At 55.4% G+C, this 19,840-nt stretch carries 18 protein-coding genes, 1 tRNA gene and 1 pseudogene; 9 read left to right on the forward strand and 11 right to left on the reverse strand.

The window, feature by feature from the left end; genetic code table 11:
• Positions 1–19 precede the first annotated feature (19 nt).
• Together RTE01_RS06590 and RTE01_RS06595 are read left to right on the forward strand one after the other, a co-directional pair.
• Positions 20–1,171: a glycerate kinase gene (locus RTE01_RS06590; RefSeq protein ID WP_134526932.1), complete on the forward strand. Its 1,152-nt coding sequence runs from the start codon at positions 20–22 to the stop codon at positions 1,169–1,171.
• Between the two features lie 23 nt (positions 1,172–1,194).
• Positions 1,195–1,980: an aldo/keto reductase gene (locus RTE01_RS06595; RefSeq protein ID WP_134526929.1), complete on the forward strand. Its 786-nt coding sequence runs from the start codon at positions 1,195–1,197 to the stop codon at positions 1,978–1,980.
• Positions 1,981–2,113: 133 nt separating this feature from the next.
• On the opposite strand, the gene RTE01_RS06600 is transcribed toward RTE01_RS06595, so the two are convergent.
• Positions 2,114–2,728, reverse strand: coding sequence for a hypothetical protein (locus RTE01_RS06600; RefSeq protein ID WP_134526926.1), 615 nt, complete (start codon positions 2,726–2,728; stop codon positions 2,114–2,116).
• A 1,020-nt stretch (positions 2,729–3,748) separates the two neighbouring features.
• Between RTE01_RS06600 and RTE01_RS26355 the strand changes: the two are divergent.
• A pseudogene (locus RTE01_RS26355) lies at positions 3,749–3,964 on the forward strand (hypothetical protein); the annotation flags it as partial.
• A 7-nt stretch (positions 3,965–3,971) separates the two neighbouring features.
• On the opposite strand, the gene RTE01_RS06610 reads toward RTE01_RS26355, so the two are convergent.
• The 9 genes from RTE01_RS06610 to RTE01_RS06650 all read right to left on the reverse strand — a co-directional run bounded on the left by RTE01_RS06610 (position 3,972) and on the right by RTE01_RS06650 (position 13,092).
• Positions 3,972–5,249, reverse strand: coding sequence for an OprD family porin (locus RTE01_RS06610; protein WP_134526923.1), 1,278 nt, complete (start codon positions 5,247–5,249; stop codon positions 3,972–3,974).
• Positions 5,250–5,381: 132 nt separating this feature from the next.
• Positions 5,382–6,785 carry an FAD-binding oxidoreductase gene (locus RTE01_RS06615; protein WP_134526921.1) on the reverse strand — a complete coding sequence of 468 codons (1,404 nt, stop codon included), beginning with the start codon at positions 6,783–6,785 and terminating at the stop codon, positions 5,382–5,384.
• 27 nt (positions 6,786–6,812) lie between these two features.
• The gene (locus RTE01_RS06620) at positions 6,813–7,628 is read right to left on the reverse strand and encodes an ABC transporter permease (RefSeq protein ID WP_041146335.1); all 816 of its coding nucleotides are present in this window, start codon (positions 7,626–7,628) and stop codon (positions 6,813–6,815) included.
• 4 nt (positions 7,629–7,632) lie between these two features.
• Positions 7,633–8,460 (reverse strand): ABC transporter ATP-binding protein, encoded by an 828-nt coding sequence (locus RTE01_RS06625; RefSeq protein ID WP_041146334.1) that lies wholly within the window; start codon positions 8,458–8,460, stop codon positions 7,633–7,635.
• The gene (locus RTE01_RS06630; RefSeq protein WP_134526918.1) at positions 8,457–9,440 is read right to left on the reverse strand and encodes an ABC transporter substrate-binding protein; all 984 of its coding nucleotides are present in this window, start codon (positions 9,438–9,440) and stop codon (positions 8,457–8,459) included. The genes RTE01_RS06625 and RTE01_RS06630 overlap by 4 nt, the downstream gene beginning before the upstream one ends.
• Before the next feature lie 13 nt (positions 9,441–9,453).
• Positions 9,454–10,335, reverse strand: a complete 882-nt coding sequence (locus RTE01_RS06635) for a creatininase family protein (protein WP_041146332.1) — start codon at positions 10,333–10,335, stop codon at positions 9,454–9,456.
• A 21-nt stretch (positions 10,336–10,356) separates the two neighbouring features.
• Complete coding sequence (locus tag RTE01_RS06640; protein ID WP_115192300.1) at positions 10,357–10,827, reverse strand: RidA family protein; 471 nt, start codon at positions 10,825–10,827, stop codon at positions 10,357–10,359.
• A gap of 4 nt (positions 10,828–10,831) precedes the next feature.
• Positions 10,832–12,097, reverse strand: a complete 1,266-nt coding sequence (locus tag RTE01_RS06645) for an amidohydrolase family protein (protein ID WP_134526915.1) — start codon at positions 12,095–12,097, stop codon at positions 10,832–10,834.
• A gap of 20 nt (positions 12,098–12,117) precedes the next feature.
• Positions 12,118–13,092 (reverse strand): PDR/VanB family oxidoreductase, encoded by a 975-nt coding sequence (locus RTE01_RS06650; protein ID WP_134526910.1) that lies wholly within the window; start codon positions 13,090–13,092, stop codon positions 12,118–12,120.
• A 216-nt stretch (positions 13,093–13,308) separates the two neighbouring features.
• Between RTE01_RS06650 and RTE01_RS06655 the strand changes: the two genes are divergently transcribed.
• From RTE01_RS06655 to RTE01_RS06670, 4 genes are all read left to right on the forward strand, one after another.
• Positions 13,309–14,232 (forward strand): LysR family transcriptional regulator, encoded by a 924-nt coding sequence (locus RTE01_RS06655; protein WP_041146328.1) that lies wholly within the window; start codon positions 13,309–13,311, stop codon positions 14,230–14,232.
• A 261-nt stretch (positions 14,233–14,493) separates the two neighbouring features.
• Positions 14,494–15,483 carry an ABC transporter substrate-binding protein gene (locus RTE01_RS06660; protein WP_041146327.1) on the forward strand — a complete coding sequence of 330 codons (990 nt, stop codon included), beginning with the start codon at positions 14,494–14,496 and terminating at the stop codon, positions 15,481–15,483.
• A gap of 11 nt (positions 15,484–15,494) precedes the next feature.
• Positions 15,495–16,922 carry an amidohydrolase family protein gene (locus tag RTE01_RS06665; protein ID WP_041146326.1) on the forward strand — a complete coding sequence of 476 codons (1,428 nt, stop codon included), beginning with the start codon at positions 15,495–15,497 and terminating at the stop codon, positions 16,920–16,922.
• 87 nt (positions 16,923–17,009) lie between these two features.
• On the forward strand, positions 17,010–17,939 hold the full coding sequence (locus RTE01_RS06670; protein ID WP_409372327.1) for an isopenicillin N synthase family dioxygenase: 930 nt from the start codon (positions 17,010–17,012) through the stop codon (positions 17,937–17,939).
• Between the two features lie 79 nt (positions 17,940–18,018).
• On the opposite strand, the gene RTE01_RS06675 is transcribed toward RTE01_RS06670, so the two are convergent.
• Positions 18,019–18,094: transfer RNA gene (locus RTE01_RS06675), tRNA-Asn, on the reverse strand.
• Between the two features lie 5 nt (positions 18,095–18,099).
• On the opposite strand from RTE01_RS06675, the gene RTE01_RS26580 reads away from it, so the two are divergent.
• Both RTE01_RS26580 and RTE01_RS06680 read left to right on the forward strand, forming a co-directional pair.
• Positions 18,100–18,192, forward strand: a complete 93-nt coding sequence (locus tag RTE01_RS26580) for a DUF5951 family protein (protein WP_221180788.1) — start codon at positions 18,100–18,102, stop codon at positions 18,190–18,192.
• 95 nt (positions 18,193–18,287) lie between these two features.
• Complete coding sequence (locus RTE01_RS06680) at positions 18,288–19,724, forward strand: EmmdR/YeeO family multidrug/toxin efflux MATE transporter (RefSeq protein WP_134526904.1); 1,437 nt, start codon at positions 18,288–18,290, stop codon at positions 19,722–19,724.
• Positions 19,725–19,840: the final 116 nt, after the last annotated feature.

Consider the following 19,840-nt stretch of genomic DNA (forward strand, 5'->3'; position numbering starts at 1 on the left):
TGATAGCAGGTAAATCGCGATGAAAATAATTATTGCCCCGGACTCCTTTAAAGAGAGCCTCTCCGCCAGCGCCGTTGCTGATGCCATCGAGCGGGGGCTTCGTCGAGCCCTGCCTGACGCGGAGTGCGTAAAGCTGCCGATAGCTGACGGCGGTGAAGGCACGGTTGATGCGCTGATAAACGCGACCTCGGGCCAGCGGATTTCGGTTGCGGTAACCGGGCCGATGGGGACGCCGGTGAACGGCTTTTTCGGCCTGCTTGGCGAGGGGAAAACGGCGGTCATTGAGGTTGCTGCCGCCTGCGGCCTGCAGTGGGTTGCTCCGGAGGACCGGGATCCGCTGTTCGCGACCAGCTACGGAGTTGGGGAGCTGATTAAAGCGGCACTGGATCGCGACGTCGATAAAATAATTATTGGCCTCGGAGGCAGTGCTACCAATGAAGGAGGAATTGGTATGCTGCAGGCATTGGGCTGCCGCTGCACCACCGCCGCCGGGGAGGACGTCCCCTGGGGAGCCGGAGGGCTTGATGAGCTGGCTGACATCGATCTCAGCGGCCTGGATCCGCGATTAGCCCGGGTGGAGCTGCTGTTGGCCTGCGACGTCAACAATACGTTGCTCGGCGAGCGGGGCGCGACCGCGGTCTTCGGTCCGCAAAAAGGGGTAACCGCGCAAACGGCGGTGAGGATTGAAAGTAACCTGGCGCGGATTGCCACGATCCTCAAAACCAGCTTCGGAGACGATATCGCCACCCTCAAGGGCGGCGGTGCCGCTGGTGGGATCGGCGCCACGCTGCAGGGCGTGCTGAACGCAGAGATGGCCAGCGGGATCGATATTGTGCTCAACACGCTGCATTTCGATGCGCAGGTGCGCGATGCCGATTTGGTCATTACCGGCGAGGGGCGGCTTGATGCACAGACCGGCGGCGGTAAGGGCCCTGCCGGCGTCATCAGCCGCGCTCATGCCCACGGCTGCCCCAGCATCGCGCTGGTCGGTTCGCTCGGCAGCGGATATGAAGCACTGTATGAACTCGGTTTAATCTCGGCGTTTTCGCTGGTCCCCGGCATTATTTCTTACGAGCGCGCCCTACGAGAGGCCGCCACTCTGCTGGAGTCGACGGCGTTTAATATCGCCTCGCTCTGGCAGCAGGCGGCGAATCAGCCGCTTCGCCGCTAAAACCGTCCTTTGAGGAAAAAGATATGAATATTCTTTATCAGCCTGAATTTATCCGCGGTTTTGGCACCTATAAGCTACGCGGAGAGCGGTTAATTACCGCCTTGGGGCACGCGCTGAGCATTGGCTATCGGGCGATCGATACCGCGCAGATGTATGAAAATGAAAAGGAGATCGGGCAGGTATTAAGCCGGCATTCCGTCGCGCGCGACGAGCTTTGCATTACGACAAAGGTCCTGCCGGCGAACTATCGACAGGCGCTGTTTATGGCTTCGGTTGCGCAAAGCCTGGCGGCGCTTAACGTTGAACAGGTGGATGTGCTGTTGCTGCATAGTCCGCCAAAGCAGGACTTCGGCGCCACGCTGCGTTTGCTGGAGCAGGCGCAGCGGCAGGGGCTGACGAAATATATTGGCTTGAGTAATTTCTCCGCTGAGCAGATGGCTGCTGCCCGGGATGAGATCGCCACCCCGCTCGTCGTCAACCAGGTAGAGTTCCATCCGCTGCTCGACCAGGGCAGCCTGCTGCAGGCCGCTGCAGAGACAGCGATCCCGCTCTCCTCTTACTGTTCGATAGCCCGGGGTGAAGCGCTTAACTATCCGCTTATTCAGCGACTGGCGGACGCTTATGCCAGGACGCCGGCACAAATTATCCTGCGCTGGATTTTACAGTCGGGCATCCAGTCAAACACCATGTCATCCAACCCTGTAAGAATAGCCGAGAACTTTGCGATCCTTGATTTCACCTTGTCCCATATCGATATGCAGCAGATAGCGGAATTAAAAATCGCTAACTATCGCGTTGTGGCGGTGTAGCTATGTTAACTCGCGGCCCGCGTCCGGTGGGGAAGGGGAGTCCTTCTTCTCCGCTTAGCTTATTGCGACAGGGTGAGCGCGCCGCAGGCTAAAGCAGACATCTGACGGTGTCTGCCTTTCCCTCATACCACCTCTAGCCCTCGCCGTTTTCCAGCGCCAGCTGACGCTGCACCGCAAGCAGGGTTCGCCGACGGATCCAGCCGCTTGCCGGGCGGATAACTCCCCAGTAGCAGGCGAAGCGCCGTTTTACCCGTGGGGTAGGGCAGTGCACGAAGGTCTCGGTGACCAGCCGGTGCTCGCCGTCGACCGTGACGACCCGAAAACACAGAATAAGCTTCGCGGCATCAGCCTCGTTAAAGCGGGCGAATGCTTCGGCGTCGGGGAGGCGATGAACCGCCATCGTGGGCCGCCAGAACTGGCCGGTAAGTCCGAGAACCAGCTCCCGGCTGGTTTGATGCAGCGGGGTGAATGTGGCAAAGCCAAAATCATTGACGTCAACGGTGTGGGGGAAGGGATGCTGCGTAAAACGCTGATAGCATCTGCCGGGTAATTTACGCAATTTTAGCAGCGCGTTAATAATCGGGTCCGCCGTCATGTCCAGGTTCTGTACCGCCTGAATGATCGTGCCGGGATCAGCCGCAATAGGCGCGGATTGATGATGCTCATAAAAGCTAAAATTGGCTAACCAGCGCGGAGGATCCGGCCAGCGCAGGTATGTCCGAGAAGTGACGTAGCCTAAAAAAATCATGATAACCTCCGTTTAGTGCATGAGTGGCAACGACAGCCAGCAGACTACATCGTCAGCGACATGGTTTAGCATAATACGCCGGCGCGTGCGACTGCCAGCAATGGGGAGGAGCTTAAGGACAGGCGTTGTGACGGGCTGGAATCAGCTCCGCTCGTGCCCGTACAGGGCTGAATCATCTTAGGGAACGGGAACGAGGTGGTCACTCATGAGTCGCTTGATAGAGGAGAGCAACGGAGTAGATACAAAAAGCAGATACAAAAAAGCCCTGACCGTTGCAGCCAGGGCTTTTAAGGAACTACTGATTTAAGATTTAACATTCATGGACTTAATATGGGTACTACTTATGGTACTGCTTTAAATGTACACGTTTATCACAGATAATATTGGGTGCTGATACTAACTAAAACCTCCCTCTATTTTCTCGTTACTTTACCCCACCATTTTCATCACCTTCAAAAATGGCACTTTAAACAAGTACATCCCCTCGCGACATATACTCTTTGATGCGTGGCTTGACTTCCATTGCGATCGCTTAACTGAACTAACGTACCCAACTCAATCGCAAGCAATAACTTTAAAAACATAGCCTTACATCGTCGCGCTACTTCCCCAGATTTGCGATTAACTACTCTAACTACGTGGCCTTAAAACATTACCGATGTAAAAAAACGCTTCTTAGCATCCGTAATCCCATACAACAAAATACGTGGCCTTTATCGCAAATTACTTTTGTTACCTTACTAACACTTTCAACTTATAACAGCGAACTACCACTTCACCGCTGTTGAATCCTAATTTACCCATTTTGAAAGTGGTGTCAATACTGTTTTTAAAAACATGCTTTTATTTACAGCAAATATAGCGCAGGGGGCTAGGTTGTGTCTGATAAGTCTCTTATTTTTTGCTTAGATGAGCATGATGCTGAGGTATTTCCTGGAGGCTTCATGAACCACATAAGGCCTAACCGGCGGTGAAGCGCAACAATCACAAAACAGGTTAGCAGGTGGGCTTGAGCGGGAGGTTGGCGCTTTATCCGCCACGCCGGGAATGGGAGCAACGCGGCTGCCACACACGCGTGCCAGTTTGCGGGTTGGCCTGAGCGTCGGGCAACTGCGTCTGCTTGTGCAGGTAGTGCGGGATAGGGGGGAAAGTGCGGCCGCAGCGCGGGCTGAAAAGGCATTGCACAAGGTGCAGCCAGACGCGCAGAAAACCGCTGCGACATTACCGCCGCACTAAGGGATATTTAAAAATCATATTCCAGGGCAAGACGGTTCTGCCAGAAATTTTTGTCCGACGTTGAGGTGGTTTGCACACCGGCAAAATCCGTGATGCTCAACCCTTTGAGTACGCCATCAAAACTGTAGGTACCGTACACCAGATATTCAGACTGATTGCTGCTGGATGCGCCGGCGCTGGCGGTCAAATCCATAAAGGAATAGCGGCTGCCCAAAGAGATATTGTCGGTAGCGGTCCAGTTCAGATCGGTTGAGTAAGCATTGCCGCTGCCGAGATCCTGAGTGCTGGTGAAGAACGGTTGCGCAAAATATGGGCCGGAGGAGGTGTTGTGTGCGTAAGGCGTCACCAGCGCGCCGTTACCGTAGGCATCACCGTTGGCCGCGATGTGGTCGTAGTTCAGGGACCATTTCAATACCGGGGTGAAATTCATCACGAACTGTGCACCGTAGCTGGTGCTGTTAACTTCGCCAGCCAGCGCTTTGCCTTCGCTCAGGCCACGAATAAACTGAACACCGATTTTTGGCTGGGACGGTGAATCAGACCAGGACAGGAAGCTGTCGGCGTACACTATTCTGCTGTAGTTATCGTAATTCTCGTACCAAAGCTGACCGTTAAGCTTTTTATTATCCAGCTTAACGGCACGCCCGCCGCCAACACCCCACATGCCGTTGGTGGTACCGTCGGCATCAGTATAAGCAGTGGTATTGAGGAACTGGTCGTCGCCCCACGGTTTGTAGCGGGTGATTTTGGTGGCGTGCAGGAAGTTGTCGCTGTCGCCGTAATGAGTGTCAACACCGCGGAATAGAATCGGTGTGATACGCCAGTCATAGTCGCCGATAAAGGGAATATTGATGCGCTGGTCACCGGCTGTAATGCGGAAGTCCTGATAGTGGTAGCTCAGATAAGCTTCGCCCACGCCGGTCTGGTTAGGGCCGAGTTCGGCGATCAGATGGTCGTCGTTATGCGAAATACCGCGCTGGAGAATACCGCTGACGCCAAGGCTCAGGCCGTAGTATTCCGCTGTTGCATACTTCACGCTGCCGCCGTAACTGACGGTGTCCTGAGAGTAGCCTGGTGAAAAATAGGCATTGTGGGTGGAGTAATACAGGGTACGCAGGCTGCCGGTGACCGAGCCGCAGGTGAACATTTCGGTCAGGGAATCAGCCACGCCTGCCGTGCAGCCGGATGCGGCAGGCGTGGCCGCCAGCGTATGGCCCATAAACAACGCCTGAGAAACGACGATTGCGCCCAACTTTAGCGGAAAGTTGAATTTATTACTTTTCATTAATATCTTCCTGGTAAAAAAATATAATGTCTTCAGCCGGCAGAGAAGACGGCCAATAATTTTTTTATCGGGTAGTGCACAAACGGTTACTATCCCGATTTTTTATAAAGGGGAAGGAGGTAATAGTTATTTTTATCTGTCAGGCAATAAAAGAGGATCGTTATCTAAAATCAATGTGTTGCGGGCTTCCCAGCCTCTGAGCTTGCCAGGGTTAAGTAACCCATTGGGATCAAGGCATTTTTTAACAGAAACAACCTCGGGTTTAATGTCTCCTTGTTTACCGTCTTCAATTTGATAAACATGGGGGTTGTTTATTTTTACGTCATTGTCACGGAAGGTGGATATTATTTCGTTCAGCCGTTCTTCGCTGGAGTAACGTACTAATTGCAATCCGCTGGCGGTTATATTTCCATCGGTGTCACGGAGGAATTCGATATGCGAAATAACCTCGTCGGCGAATAAAGCCGCCATATCGATAATCTGCTGATGATAATTCGTGTAATTAAACGCCGTCTGCAAATAAGTGAGAGAGCTATCAATTTTAAGGGCGTGCAGCGTTGTGTGGTTCCAGCAATATTCCATCAGTGATGCATTGGCTTCACGCGCCTCGTCGGCGGTCTGACGCACAGCGCTGTGCCCGCGGTATTTTTCCAACAGACCGGCACAGAATCCCTCACTTTCCTGCGCAATAACGCTGATGACGGCATGCTGATTTGCCTGATAGTGCCCGTTCAGATGACTGAAATAACTCGGGATCGGCGCGGCGAGCAGCGCCAACTGGCGTTTTACCAGCCCCGGAGAGCGGGCAAAGGCGTTGGCATAATCCAGCGCGTCGGTGAAATCATCAAACACGTCCAGCCGCTCTATCCACCGGTGAAGCGGTGCCAGTGCCAGCTCAACCTCAAGAATGATTCCATTGCTTCCGTAGGCATGGTGCAGCAGTAGCGCCTGCGGGGCAGGAATCTGCAGAATGCGCGGCTCGGCCTCCATCGTCATCACTTTTACGCTAAGCACATTACCTGGCGCGCCCAGCGGGCCGTAGTTGATTGAGCCAATGCCGCCAAAGCCGCCGCCGTAAAGGCCGCCGAGGCTGGCAAGCCGATAAGTTGACGGCATGCAGCGTAGCTCCCAGCCCGCAGGGCGCGTGACTGCCTCGATCTCGGCCAGCCGGATACCCGCCTGAGCACGAACCACGCCGTCACCCAGTTCGCATATCTGATTGAGTCCGGTCATATCGACCAGGATCCCGCCCTCCAGGGGCACCATCTGACCATAGTTGCCGGTCGCGCCGCCCCGCAAAATCAGCGGCAGCTGGTGTTGAACGCAGGCTTTAACCAGTAAAATCAGCTCTTCTTCGTTACGTGGCCTGACCACGGCATCGGCCTGTTTGTCTTCGAGCCGTTGTTTCAGCACCGGGCTGAACCAGTGAAAATCGCGTGAAAGGCGTTTGACCTTTGCCGCCTGCAAAGTCCAGTCTAGATCGGGCAGCGCCTGCTGTATCAGGGCAAGCGCGTGTTTACGTTGTTCACTGTCCATCTTCTTCCTGCCTAATCGTGAGTGAGGTTAATGAGATTGCACGGCTTCGCTTTCATGCCAGGCGCTGAGAACGCGCCTCGAAATCCATGACATCACGCCAAACAGCGCGATGCCGGTGAGGGAAATTAACAGCAGGGCTGCAAACATCAGCGGGATGTCCAGCTGGTATCCTGCCTGCAAAATCTGATAGGCCAGGCCGGTGTTATTGCCGCCAGCGCCTGCAACAAATTCGGCAACGACGGCACCGATCAGCGACAGGCCGCTGGAAATCCGCAGCGCACCAAAAAAATAAGGCAGGGCGGAAGGAATGCGTAAACGGATCAGTATCTGCAAACGGCTGGCGTGGTTGAGCTGGAAATAGCTCAGCAGGCCCGGCGATACGCTGCGCAGCCCCTGCGTGGTATTGGAAATAATCGGAAATACCGCCATCAGCGTCGAACACACCACCAGCGACAGCGTGGTGTCTTTGACCCAAATAATAATCAGCGGTGCGATGGCCACAATCGGTGTCACCTGCAGGAACACGATGTAGGGAAACAGTGCGGTTTCAACAAACCGATTTTGCACCAGCACAAATGCCACCGCTGCGCCGATGATGATCGAGAGTAAAAATGAGATCAGGGTGATTTTCAGCGTAAACAGCAGCGACATCGTCAGCGAACCCAGATTGGTCCACAGGCTTTGCAGCATCACCCCCGGTGAAGGCACCAGAAACTGAGGGATTTTGAAATAGCTCACCCAGCCCTGCCACAGCAAAACCATGATGACCGCTACGACTGCCGGGTAAAGCACTTTGCGAAACGTGGGGTTGTTGATCCACGGAGAGGATTTTTGTGTGTGCATATTTTTACTCCATACCCGATTGGCTGGCTTGCAGCAGGCTGTCCTGCAATTGCTTCGCATACCGTGAAAAAGCCGGACTGACGCGAAAATCTTCGCTGCGCGGGAACGGTTCGGAGATGGCGATATCTTCCACCACCCGGCCTGGCCGCGCGGCCATCATGATCACCCGCTGCGACAAAAACACGGCCTCGTGGATAGAGTGGGTGACGAACACCACCGTCAGCCCCTGTTCACGCCACAGACGCAGCAGGTCGCTGTCGAGCTTATTACGGGTTATTTCATCGAGTGCGCCAAAGGGTTCATCCATCAGCAGCAGTTTCGGGCGCGTCACCAGCCCGCGGGCAATCGACACGCGCATCTGCATGCCGCCCGAGAGTTCGCGCGGCAATACGTTGGCAAATTTTCCCAGTCCCACCAGCTCCAGCGCTTCACTGACGCGGGTGTTGGCTTCGGCACGAGGCACGCCCGCCAGATCCAGCGGTAAACGTACGTTGTTCTGCACGTTGCTCCACGGCATCAGCGTGGCCTCCTGAAACACAAAAGAAAGCGGCACCTGCACTTTTTCACGGCTGTCGCGCCGCCACAGCACCAGCTTGCCGTCACTGGGTTCAACCAGGCCGGCGACCATCTTTAATAGCGTACTTTTGCCACAGCCCGACGGGCCGAGCAGCGTCACAAATTCCCCCTGATTAATCGTGAGATTGACTGGCAAAAGCGCACGCGTGCCGTTGCTGTAAATTTTCTCCGCCGACAGCACCTCAATAGCCGGTATCGGCGAGGGGAGAGGTGAGCGAACATCGCTCATCATGGTCAGTTTAGGGGCTGAATTCATGGCATAACCTTCGCGTTTTTGATCATCTCGAGGGTATAGGTCTGCTCAAACGGCACTTTATCCGCGTCAATCAGCTTGTTTTTCACCAGCATCTCCCAGGTCTTTTTCAGCCGGGGTTCCGTGATGATGCCGATACCGCCGGTTTGCGCATCGCCGCCGGTGACAAGCTCATACTTCTTCATCTGCGCGATACCAAAGGCAATCTGGTCGGCACCCATGCGCGGGTTAGCCTTGGCGATCAGCACGTTGCCTGCGGTCGGGTCCTGCAAATATTCTTTCCAGCCCTGCATAGAGGCTTTTACGAAGGCGGCGACTGCGGCCGGGCGTTTTTTAACCGTATCGGCCATACAGATAATTGAGTTGCCGTAAGGCGGATAGCCCCAGTCGCTGAGCATGTAGACGTAGAAAGGTTTGCCACCTTTTTCGACCGAGAACGGTTCGGAAGTGACATAACCCTGCTGCACCAGATTATTGTCTGCCAGGAAGGGCTGCACGCTGAAGGTGTAAGGGCGAATCTTCGCGGCGGACAGCCCCAGCTCGCTCTTCGCCCACGGCCAGAAGGAGGTGTAAGCCTCCGTGGCCAGCAGGAAAGTTTTATCTTTCAGCTCCTGCGCTTTATCCACCTTGTCATGGCTGATGAAGACGGTAGGTGAATGCTGGAACACGGTCGCCACCGTGACCGCGTGAACGCCTGCCTGCCAGGTTTCCAGCGCCTGGCCGTTGTCGCCAAGCGTACAGTCAGCCTGCCCGGCGGCCATCAGCTGCATGACGTTCACCTGCGGGCCACCCATCTTGATGTTGACATCCAGCCCCGCCGCTTTATACAAACCTTTGGCCTGCGCGTCGTAAAAACCCCCGTGTTCCGCCTGAGCGTACCAGTTAGTGATGAATGTGAATTTCTCTTCCGCCATGCTGGCGGTGGAAACCCCGGCCAGCAGCAGGGCAAGGAGGGTATAAGAAGGTGTACGCCGTATTTTCATCGCAAGGGTTCCTTTATTTAGAAACAAAAGAAGACGGAGGAGGAGTAAAAGTGGTTTGCACAAAACCGTTCCAGTGGTGTTTCCCCCAGGTTGGCTCGCTGCGTACTTTCCATTCCATATGATGGATTTCGGTAATCGCCTGTGCCCAGCTTGCCGCCAGCGAATCGAGGATCGCGTGCCCCTGTTCGGCGGTAGCGCCGGTCGGGTCGCCAATGACGCCACTCGGGCCAAAATCATAGGAAGCCCACGCCGCCGCCGGGCGACCTGACGACAGCGTGGGGCAAGGGAACTCCGGGGGATAATTAGCGACCGCGCGTTCGATGTGGACGCATTCAGGGGCCAGCGCCAGCATCACCGCCGTTTCGCTGTGACCTGCGTGCATCGCCATCTTCTGTTCCTGCGCGCTCAGAAACTCATTTTCAACGTTGGGCACGCGAAACACGTCGTGAGGGATCATAATCATGTCGCCGTGGCGCAGGCGCATTTCCCGTGATGCCATTTGCAGCACCTGCGGCTGCCCGCCATGACCGTTGATCATCAGCAATTTACGGAATCCGGCACGGTACAGAGATTCGGCAATTTCTAAAATCGTTTGCAGCAGCGTGTCACCGGTTAAGGTCAGCGTGCCGGGGAAATTCAGATGCTCATCCGATTTGCCGTAGGTTACCGGCGGGATGGCGTAGGCCGGGATAGCCTTCGGCAGCCGTGCCAGCGCATAACCCGCCACCCCCGAGGAAATCACGCTATCAACCGAACACGGCAGATGCGGCCCGTGCTGTTCGATTGCGCCGGTTGGCAATACGATCACGGTATTGGCTTTGTCTGGCAGGGCTGCAATCGCCGTCCAGCTCAGGAAGGGGAGAAACCGCTCTGCGGGAATGTAGCCGTTAATCATGCTGTGCCTCGTGGTCGGACATTATTGGGTTAGGCGGGATTGCGGTAACCAGGCCGTAGCTTCAACTTCAATCAGCACCTCGGCGCTGGGCAGCATTTCACTGACCTGCACGACGGTAGAAACCGGTGGCAGATCGGGGTAAAAAAGTTTTCTGACCCGGCTGTAGTAAGGAAAGTGATCGAGATTGCGGAAGTACTGCACCAGCTTGATCACATCGCTCATTTGCCCTCCGGCTTCTTCAATCGTGAGGCGGATACTTTCGAGCACATACCAGCTTTGTGCCAGAACCGGCCCCTGTTTGGCATCGGTTGAGAATTCGCCGGTTTCGCCCAGTAACCGGCGTGCAGGGTCGGGGATATCCTGAAAACCCCGCACGATCGTCGCGCTCTGCGGATTGACGGGAATCATGCCGGAGAGAAAGACAAAATCACCGGCGCGACGCCAGGCGGCATAATTGGCGAGCGGTTTGCCCGCTCCTGCTTCAAGACTCATGGGGTCACTCCTGATTCCACGTGCGCTGGTGGGTCAGCCTGCCGTGGTGGATAACCAGACGGGCCGCGCTGTTTAAAGGCCAGGTCAGACTGTCGCTGCCTGGAAAGAGGATCAAACTGGCCTCGGTGCCAACAGCCAGCGGACGATTTGCGGCGACGTCACCGGTCAGTGCCGCCACATCACAGATAAGACGCGATTGCTGGTCAAAGACGTTTTCCAGCTGAAGTGAGAACAGGGCGCAGATCAGCGTATCCAGCGGGTCGTAGCTGCCTGCCGGGCAAAAAGCATCCTGCACGTTGTCGCAGCCCAGCAGCACCGGAATGCCCGCCGCCTGCGCTTCTTTCAACAGCGTGATGCCACGCTGGCGCGGCGTACGGTTTGTCACGGCATCTTGCAACAGCAGGTTGGTCATCGGCATCGCAATCAGCGTGACGCGCTGTGCCGCCAGTAAACTCAGCACCTCGTGCGCCTGTTGCTCACTGCCGGAGGATAGCGCGCAGCCGTGGCTGCAGCTGATGTGGCCGCTAAATTCATTCTCCGACAAATAACGCGCCAGCCAGGTCAGGCCGTGCGCCACGTCAGAAAGCTCTTCGTCAATGTGCAGGTCCAGATTCAGCTGCCAGCGGGCGGCGCTGCGCAGCAGATGGGTCATGGCCGCCGGGTCCCAATTTGAGGAGTGGATAAAGCCCCCCAGCAGGCAGTCTTTGCCGCTTTGCGCCACCGCGCGCGCGATGCGGTCAGCGGCCTCTGCGTCGGCAAAAAAACTCAGCGGGACCAGAGCAACGCGTTCCAGGGTGACGCCCGGCTGCCTGATATTTGCCAGCTCGCACCAGGCCATGGGCGGGAGGATGTCGAACCAGTCAATGTGGGTGCGCAAATGCGTTACGCCGTGAGCGGCGGCCCACATCAGCCCTTGTTTTGCGCGCTGATGAAGGTCTGCCGCCGTCCAGTGCTGGCGGTCCTGATGCATTGTTTCAATGGCGGCCAGCAGACCCGGTTTGGACGGTCGGCTGCGGCCAATAGTGAAGGTTTTATCGAGATGTGCGTGAGGTTCAATCAGCCCCGGGAGCGCCAGTGCGCCGTGGGCATTCCACAAGTGATCCTGCTGCGGCTGGCTGGGCATCAGTGACGTAATTTTCCCTGCGTCAAAGCGCAAATCGGCCGTCACCGGTTCCCCCGCCTGCACGGGCCAGTCGCCGGGAAGCAGCCACGCGGGGAGGCGCAGGTTAGCAATGCCATTAAGCGGTGATGTGGGGATTGAGATACTCATCTTGAGACTCCGCGTTGGCATTACAGGTCAAGGACCAGTACGGGGCTTTTGGATCGCGAACAGCACAGCGTAATTTGTGTGTTCGCGGCTTTCTCTTCGTCAGTCAGCACGCAATCCCGGTGGTCAGGGATCCCGTCGATCACGTCGGTGATACAGGAGCCGCAAATACCCTGTTCGCACGACAGCATAATATCGACCCGGGCGCTTAATAAAACTTCGGCAATGGTTTGGCGCGGGCTGACTAAATAACGTTTGCCGGTAGAGTTAAGCTGAATATGGAATTCCTGCCCGTCGGTGTCATTATTCATATTGGCGTTGCTAAAACGCTCAAAAGATAAATTTTCGGCTGGCCAGTGGTGTTCCTGCATAATGTCCTGCAAACGCTGAATAAATCCGTCCGGGCCGCAGGCCATCACGCGGGTATTCCGATCGGCCTGACGCAGGCTTGGGGGCGTTTTGTCGCGCAGGGAATCGTTTGCCGCGCTGCAATGCAAAAAAACATGACCGGCCAGTGCGGGCGTGTTCAGGCGTGATATAAACGCCGTTTGTGCCGTGTCTGAAATGTAGTAATGCATTTCAAATTCAATCTGTTGCTCAGCTATGTATTCCGCCATGGTCAGCAACGGAGTGATGCCGATACCCCCGGCAAACAGCAGATATCGTCCCGCATCGGGCAACGGGAAATGGTTGCGCGGTGCCGAGATGGTCAGGTTATCGCCAGGGCGGAAATGATGGTGAATGAAGTGCGAACCGCCGGCGGAGTTTTCCGCCAGTTTTACGCAAATTTCATAATATTCCCGGCTGCTGTTTTCGGTACAAAGAGAATATTGCCGGGCCCCGATCTCAGGAATGAAAACATCAATATGGGCACCGGGGGAATAAGCCGGTAATAACATCTCGTGCTGCGCAACAAGCTGCAATGAAATATTCCCTTCGCCATTTATATCGACCGTTTTTATTGTGACAGGAATTACTCCGGCATCTTTCATTGTCATTTACCGTATTTAATTTGATAAGCCATTCATTAAAGGGACAGTTCAACCCGTTCGCCGCACAATCCGCCGCCATAGTAAGAAGGAGGCGGAAAATTTTGCTTTTAAAGCGATGAAACGATTGTTCCCGTTGCAATGAAAGCTACGTTATTGTTATAAAACTGTTGCGTCCAGCGCTTTGATTCGCACGTCCCGTTGCATAAAAGAGAGCACTACACAATGTTCGCATTCTCCCGGTTTTTGCTGTACTTCACTGAGGTTGCCCGCCAGGGCTCGTTTCGCAAGGCCTCCGAAACCCTGCATGTCGCCGCTTCGTCAATTGACCGGCAGATACTGCGGGTTGAAAACGAGCTGGCGATGCCCCTGTTTGAACGACATCCCACCGGGCTGCGGCTGACGGCTGCTGGTGAGCTTTTGTTACATGCCGCCAACAACTGGAAAAAAGATTTTTCCCGCGTTTGCGAACAGCTTGACGACCTGCGGGGGCTGCGCAGAGGGCATGTGAGGATCGCCACCATCGACGCTATCAACCGGCATTTTTTCTCGGCGATGCTCAGAAAGGTGCATCTCGACTACCCGAACATTTCATTCACCCTGACAACGATGAACAACGTCGATATTCAGCAGGCGCTGATGTCGGGCGATGCTGACTTCGGGCTTATGCTGAACCCGCAAAGCTCCAAAGAGCTGCAGGTGCGGGCCTTTGCCGAAATTGAACTCGGCGTCGTGGTGCCGAAAGGGCATCCGCTTGGGGACAAAAGCGGTGTCCGTTTTAATCAGTGCATGGAATATCCGTTCATCCTGCCTTCTGCGCCGCTGATGCTTGCCGAGCCAGTTCAGGCGCTGATGAATATCAACGGGGACATGATTAATGAGGTCGCCGTTTCAAATAACATTCATATGATCCGCTCCCTGATTAAAGAGAAAATTGGCATCGGTATTCTGTGCTGGCTCGATATCATGGATGAGGTACAAAACGACGAATTGCAGTTTATTCCGCTGACCGATCCGCAATTAAAAACCTTCACGCTGTCGCTGTGCGTGGCTCCGGCAAGACAGCTTTCCCTCGCGGCTTCGATGATGCTTAAACAACTGGAAATGCTCTTTAGCCAGATTCAAACGCCCGGCCAGGACCCACGTTAATGCGCACTTATTTGGTGCGGCACGCTCCGAGATGAATCAAAAGTTGCAGGCCGATGAAATCCGCTCCCCTGAGAAGGCGCACAGAGAGTGCACCCGCGGAGTTGGCATCCTTTTTGTATAGTTAAAAATGAGTAGAAGCGGTCAGTGCAGATAACTGCGCGGGACATTGCTCAGCAACTATTTCGCGGTTCATTTTGAGCCGGTCAGGGGGCTGAGCTGCGTCTGCTCGTTCTCCCTCCGGCGATGATTAGGAGAGGAGTAATGAAGTTAATATCCCGCATTCCCCTATCTTGCTGCGTGCTGAGCGCGCTGGTTCCTGGCCTGTTTTCACTGCCGGCTCACGCTGATGAGAAACTCGTATTGCTGACGTCCTGGTATGCTCAGGCGGAGCAGGGCGGGTATTATCAGGCGCTGGCGACAGGCATTTACAAACGCTACGGGCTGGATGTCAGCATTCAGTCCGGTGGCCCGCAGATCAACGGCATGCAGCTGCTGTTGTCAAAACGCGCCGATGTGATCATCGGCTACGACCTCCAGTTGCTCGAATCAGTACAGCGGGGTTTTCAGGCCAAAGCCATCGCGGCTCCGTTCCAGTTCGACCCGCAGGGTCTGCTGACGCACGCTTCCGTCACTTCCCTCGACGGTTTGAAGGACAAAACCATTCTGGTGTCCAGCTCAGGGCAATCGACCTGGTGGCCGTGGCTTAAGGCGCGCTACCAGCTCAGCGACTCACAGGTTCGCCCCTATACCTTTAACATTCAGCCCTTTGTTGCCGACGATAATGTTGCGCAGCAAGCCTATGTCAGCTCGGAGGTTTTTCAGGCGCAGAAGGCCGGGGTGAAATCTAATTTCTTCCTCTTCTCGGAACACGGATATCCCCCTTATGGCGGGATTTTGATCACGCGTCCGGATCTTGTCAGCAGCCGTAAAGAAGCGATGGCGAAATTCGTACGTGCGTCAATGGAAGGTTGGGTCAGCTATCTGCAGGATCCGTCGTCAGGTAACGCACTAATTAAAAAGGATAATCCGAAAATGACCGATGATCTGCTGGCCTGGGGCGTTCAGCAAATCAAAGAGCATCATCTGATTGACGGTGGCGATGCGGCAACGCAAGGCTGGGGCACCATGACGCAAAACCGCTGGCAGAAAACCCGTGATTTCATGGTCAACGCCAAATTGTTAAAGGCAGATACCGACTGGAAACAGGCTTATACCACGGAGTTTGTTGAGCACATGCAGGTTAAACCTTGAGGAGCGTTGCAATGTCATCTCAATCATTGCTGATTAAAAACGCGCACGCGATCCTGACCGGATTAGCGGGGAGTGCGGCGCGCCACGCCGGGACAGATATTCGCGTCCGCGATGGCGTGATCGAGGCCATTGGCTCCCTGACGGCACTGGCGGATGAGCGGTTGCTCGACGCACGTGACTGTGTGGTCTATCCGGCCTGGGTCAATACTCACCATCACCTGTTTCAGTCGTTGCTTAAAGGAGAACCTCAGGGGCTGAATAAAAGCCTGACTGCGTGGTTAAGTGCCACGCCTTATCGTTTTCGTGCCACCTTCGACGAGCCGACTTTTCGTTTGGCGGTGCGAATCGGGTTAACAGAGTTGTTGCGTTCGGGCTGCGCCACGGTGGCCGATCACAACTATCTCTACTGGCCGGATATGCCGTTTGACACCTCGGAGATCCTGTTCGATGAGGGCAAGGCGCTGGGGATGCGCATAGTGCTGTGCCGCGGTGGCGCTACGCAGGGGCGGACGATTGAGCAGGATTTGCCGCAGGCGCTGCGCCCGGAGAGTTTTGATCATTACATGGCGGATATGGAGCGCCTTGTCAGCCGCTATCACTGCCCGGAGCCGACGTCGTTGCGCCGCGTGGTGATGGCCCCGACCACGCTGCTGCATTCGGCACCTGGCCCGCAGCTGCGCGAAATGGCGAAACTGGCACGAAATTTAGGTATCCGGCTGCACAGCCACCTGTCTGAAACGGTGGATTATCTCGATGCAGCGCGCGCCAAATTTAATATGACTCCGGTGCAGTTTTGCGCCGAGCACGACTGGCTGGGGGATGACGTGTGGTTTGCACATCTGGTGAAACTGCTGCCGCAGGAGATAGCGATGCTGGGGCAGACGCGTACCGGCATTGCGCACTGTCCTCAAAGTAATGGACGGCTGGGCAGCGGCATTGCGGATTTGCTGGCACTGGAACAGGCGGGTGTCCCCATCTCTCTGGGCGTTGACGGCGCAGCCTCGAACGAGGCCGCCGACATGCAAAGTGAGGCGCACGCCGCCTGGCTTTTGCAGCGCGCCAGAAAAGGCATGCAGGCGAAGCCGCGATATGACGGCGGAAGCTTTGAGGGCGGCGGCGATGCGGCAACGATTGAAGACGTTGTGCGATGGGGCAGCGCTGGTGGCGCACAGATCCTTGGCCTGCAAAAAAGTGGCACCGTGCAGGTGGGCATGCTGGCAGATATCGCGATTTACCGGCTGGACGACCCTCGCTATTTCGGCCTGCACGACATGGCGATTGGCCCGGTGGCTTGCGGTGGGCGGGCTTCGCTCAGGGCGCTGATGATCAATGGTCGCGTTATCGTCGAAAACGATGCGATCCCCGGCCTCGATCTGGACGCAATGCGCCATCAGGCAATATCGGCGGTGCGCACTCTGCAACAGCGCGCAGTAGGCTAACTCTTTTGATTAAGAAGGATAAAAACAGTGGCGCAATCAACTCAAACGCAAAGCTATGCATTACAGGAACTGGAAAAAGAGGCGACGATGGGCGCAATGGGCGAAGAGACTTTTGCCCGTGAGGTTCGCTGTATTGATCTGTCGGATTTCGCCAACCGTAAAGACGAGATTGCCGACGAACTGTGGCGGGCAGCAGTGGAAATCGGCTTCTTTCAGGTGAGTCATCACGGTATCGCGCTGGAGGACATCCGGCAGGCATTCAGCATGACGGAAGCCTTCTTCGCGCTGCCGGGGGAGATCAAAGCCCGCTACCCGCTGTCGCGCAACGCCGGGTGGGAAAATAAATCCCAGGTGCGCCCGTCGACCCAAACGCCGGATCAGAAAGAATCCTATCAGATTACCCGTCCGCTGATGGACCCGCTATGGCCCGCTGAACATGAGCTACCGGCGTTTAAACGCACGATGCTAAATTTCGAATCGCAATGCTGGCAGCTGGGCATGAAGTTGCTTTCATGTTTTGCCCTTCGGTTAGGGTTTCCTGAGCACTTTTTCGAAAAGGCGCACGATCCGCAACAGAAAAGCTATCAGAGTACGCTGCGCATGCTGCACTACTATGCCACCGTGCAGTCGGAGCAGGGGATGTGGCGTGCCGGGGCGCATACGGATTTTGACTGTCTGACGCTGCTTTTCCAGCTTCCCGGTCAGGGAGGATTACAGGTTTGCCCCGGCAAAGATCGCGAAAGCCAGCAGTGGACCAGCATCGAACCGCGTGAGGACGTGATCACCTGTAATATTGGCGACATGCTGATGCGCTGGAGTGACGACCAGCTGCCGTCAAATTTCCATCGGGTGAGAAATCCGTTGCCAGACGAGTATCAGGGAGCACGCTACAGCCTGGCGTTTTTCTGTCAGGCAAACAAGGACATTGAAATATTGGGGCCGCAGGCGAAATACCCGGCCATCAGCGCTGAAGATTACCTGCAACAGCGTATTCAGGCGAATTTTGCCAAAGGATAACCTGCGCTACGCCAGCGTTCATGATTAATGTAAAAAACAAAAAGCCCGCTTAAGTTTCCTTAAGCGGGCTTCTTTAATATGGCTCCTCTGACTGGACTCGAACCAGTGACATACGGATTAACAGTCCGCCGTTCTACCGACTGAACTACAGAGGAATCGTGTGGGGTCGTATCTTAGCGGCGAAAAAATTTTTGTCAAACATCTATTCTGCCCCTGTCGATCAACCGCCGCTTCTATCAACAATTTGTTGTAATTACCGACAATTTAGAAGGAAAAATGCTTTGCAGGATTAGCATTTCTCTATCATCATTTGAAATGTAGTTTCAACTTTTCTCACTAAGGTCTCCCTTGAACGTCACATCCGCAGCACGCAGGGTTGTAGAACGAACATCCTGGTTCAAAAAACGTAAGAGTTATCGCGTACTCTACTGGCGTGAAATCAGCCCGCTGGCGGTCCCCATCTTGCTGGAAAATAGCTGCGTTTTGCTGATGGGAGTAGTCAGTACGTTCCTGGTGAGCTGGTTGGGTAAAGAGGCGATGGCCGGGGTAGGGCTGGCCGACAGCTTTAATATGGTGATCATGTCGTTCTTTGCCGCCATCGATCTCGGTACGACGGTGGTGGTTGCCTTTAGCCTCGGCAAGCGCGATCCGCGACGCGCGCGCGCGGCGGCGCGGCAGTCGCTGGCAATTATGACGCTGTTCTCCATTCTGCTGGCGGTGGTGATACACGCCTTTGGCAAAGAGATTATTAATATTGTTGCCGGCGACGCCTCGCCCCAGGTTAAGGATATGGCCTTAATCTATCTGGAGCTGACAGTGCTGAGCTACCCGGCGGCGGCGATTGCGCTGATCGGCAGCGGCGCGCTGCGCGGGGCAGGCAATACCAAAATTCCGCTATTGATTAACGGCGGGATGAACATCATCAACATTATTATCAGCAGCACCCTGATTTACGGCATTTTTTCGTGGCCAGGACTCGGCTTTGTCGGCGCAGGTTTGGGGCTGACCATCGCGCGTTACATCGGAGCGGTGGCGATCGTATGGGTATTAGCCGTCGGCTTTAACCCGGCGCTGCGCATCTCGCTGAAGAGCTATTTCAAACCGCTTAACTTTGCCATTATCTGGGAAGTGATGGGCATTGGCATCCCGGCGAGTATCGAATCGGTGCTGTTCAACGGCGGCAAGCTGCTGACGCAGATGTTCGTCGCCGGCATGGGGACCAACGTCATTGCCGGCAACTTTATCGCTTTCTCCTTCGCCGCGCTGATTAACCTGCCGGGAAATGCGCTGGGCTCCGCGTCGACCATCATTACCGGCACCCGGCTGGGAAAAGGCCAGATTGGGCAGGCGGAGCGCCAGGCGTGGCACGTATTCTGGCTATCGACCATCATCCTGACGGTAATTGCGTGGGGAACCGCGCCGTTCGCCAACCTGATCGCCTCGTTCTATACCAGCGAAGAGGACGTCAAAGTGGTGGTTAAAGAGCTGCTGTGGCTGAACGCCTTCTTTATGCCGATTTGGGCGATGTCCTGGACCCTGCCGTGCGCGTTTAAAGGCGCTCGCGACGTACGCTACACCATGTGGGTGTCGATGCTGGGGATGTGGGGCTGCCGCGTCGTGGCGGGCTATACGCTGGGCATCGTGCTCGGCATGGGCGTGATTGGTGTGTGGCTGGGGATGGTGCTCGACTGGGCGGTACGCGGCGCGCTGTTTTACTGCCGGATGGTCAGCGGGCGCTGGCTGTGGAAATATCCGCGAAGCAAAAGCCAGGTGCGCGAAACCTAACCATTTTCTGGGCGGAACGACAAATTTCGCCCAAAGTGGAGAATAAATCGGCAAACGGTTTGAAATGTGCGAAACAGCCTTTGACAAGGCCGGGCGTCGCCGTTAATATTCGCCCC

The organism is Klebsiella terrigena (genome assembly GCF_006539725.1).
GTDB classification, from domain to species: domain Bacteria; phylum Pseudomonadota; class Gammaproteobacteria; order Enterobacterales; family Enterobacteriaceae; genus Klebsiella; species Klebsiella terrigena.

Bases quoted from the DNA above. Each gene is read 5' to 3' on its own strand.
- RTE01_RS06590 (WP_134526932.1), top strand. From the start codon at position 20: ATGAAAATAATTATTGCCCCGGACTCCTTTAAAGAGAGCCTCTCCGCC.
- RTE01_RS06595 (WP_134526929.1), top strand. From the start codon at position 1,195: ATGAATATTCTTTATCAGCCTGAATTTATCCGCGGTTTTGGCACCTAT.
- RTE01_RS06600 (WP_134526926.1), bottom strand. From the start codon at position 2,728: ATGATTTTTTTAGGCTACGTCACTTCTCGGACATACCTGCGCTGGCCG.
- RTE01_RS06610 (WP_134526923.1), bottom strand. From the start codon at position 5,249: ATGAAAAGTAATAAATTCAACTTTCCGCTAAAGTTGGGCGCAATCGTC.
- RTE01_RS06615 (WP_134526921.1), bottom strand. From the start codon at position 6,785: ATGGACAGTGAACAACGTAAACACGCGCTTGCCCTGATACAGCAGGCG.
- RTE01_RS06620 (WP_041146335.1), bottom strand. From the start codon at position 7,628: ATGCACACACAAAAATCCTCTCCGTGGATCAACAACCCCACGTTTCGC.
- RTE01_RS06625 (WP_041146334.1), bottom strand. From the start codon at position 8,460: ATGAATTCAGCCCCTAAACTGACCATGATGAGCGATGTTCGCTCACCT.
- RTE01_RS06630 (WP_134526918.1), bottom strand. From the start codon at position 9,440: ATGAAAATACGGCGTACACCTTCTTATACCCTCCTTGCCCTGCTGCTG.
- RTE01_RS06635 (WP_041146332.1), bottom strand. From the start codon at position 10,335: ATGATTAACGGCTACATTCCCGCAGAGCGGTTTCTCCCCTTCCTGAGC.
- RTE01_RS06640 (WP_115192300.1), bottom strand. From the start codon at position 10,827: ATGAGTCTTGAAGCAGGAGCGGGCAAACCGCTCGCCAATTATGCCGCC.
- RTE01_RS06645 (WP_134526915.1), bottom strand. From the start codon at position 12,097: ATGAGTATCTCAATCCCCACATCACCGCTTAATGGCATTGCTAACCTG.
- RTE01_RS06650 (WP_134526910.1), bottom strand. From the start codon at position 13,092: ATGACAATGAAAGATGCCGGAGTAATTCCTGTCACAATAAAAACGGTC.
- RTE01_RS06655 (WP_041146328.1), top strand. From the start codon at position 13,309: ATGTTCGCATTCTCCCGGTTTTTGCTGTACTTCACTGAGGTTGCCCGC.
- RTE01_RS06660 (WP_041146327.1), top strand. From the start codon at position 14,494: ATGAAGTTAATATCCCGCATTCCCCTATCTTGCTGCGTGCTGAGCGCG.
- RTE01_RS06665 (WP_041146326.1), top strand. From the start codon at position 15,495: ATGTCATCTCAATCATTGCTGATTAAAAACGCGCACGCGATCCTGACC.
- RTE01_RS06670 (WP_409372327.1), top strand. From the start codon at position 17,010: ATGGGCGCAATGGGCGAAGAGACTTTTGCCCGTGAGGTTCGCTGTATT.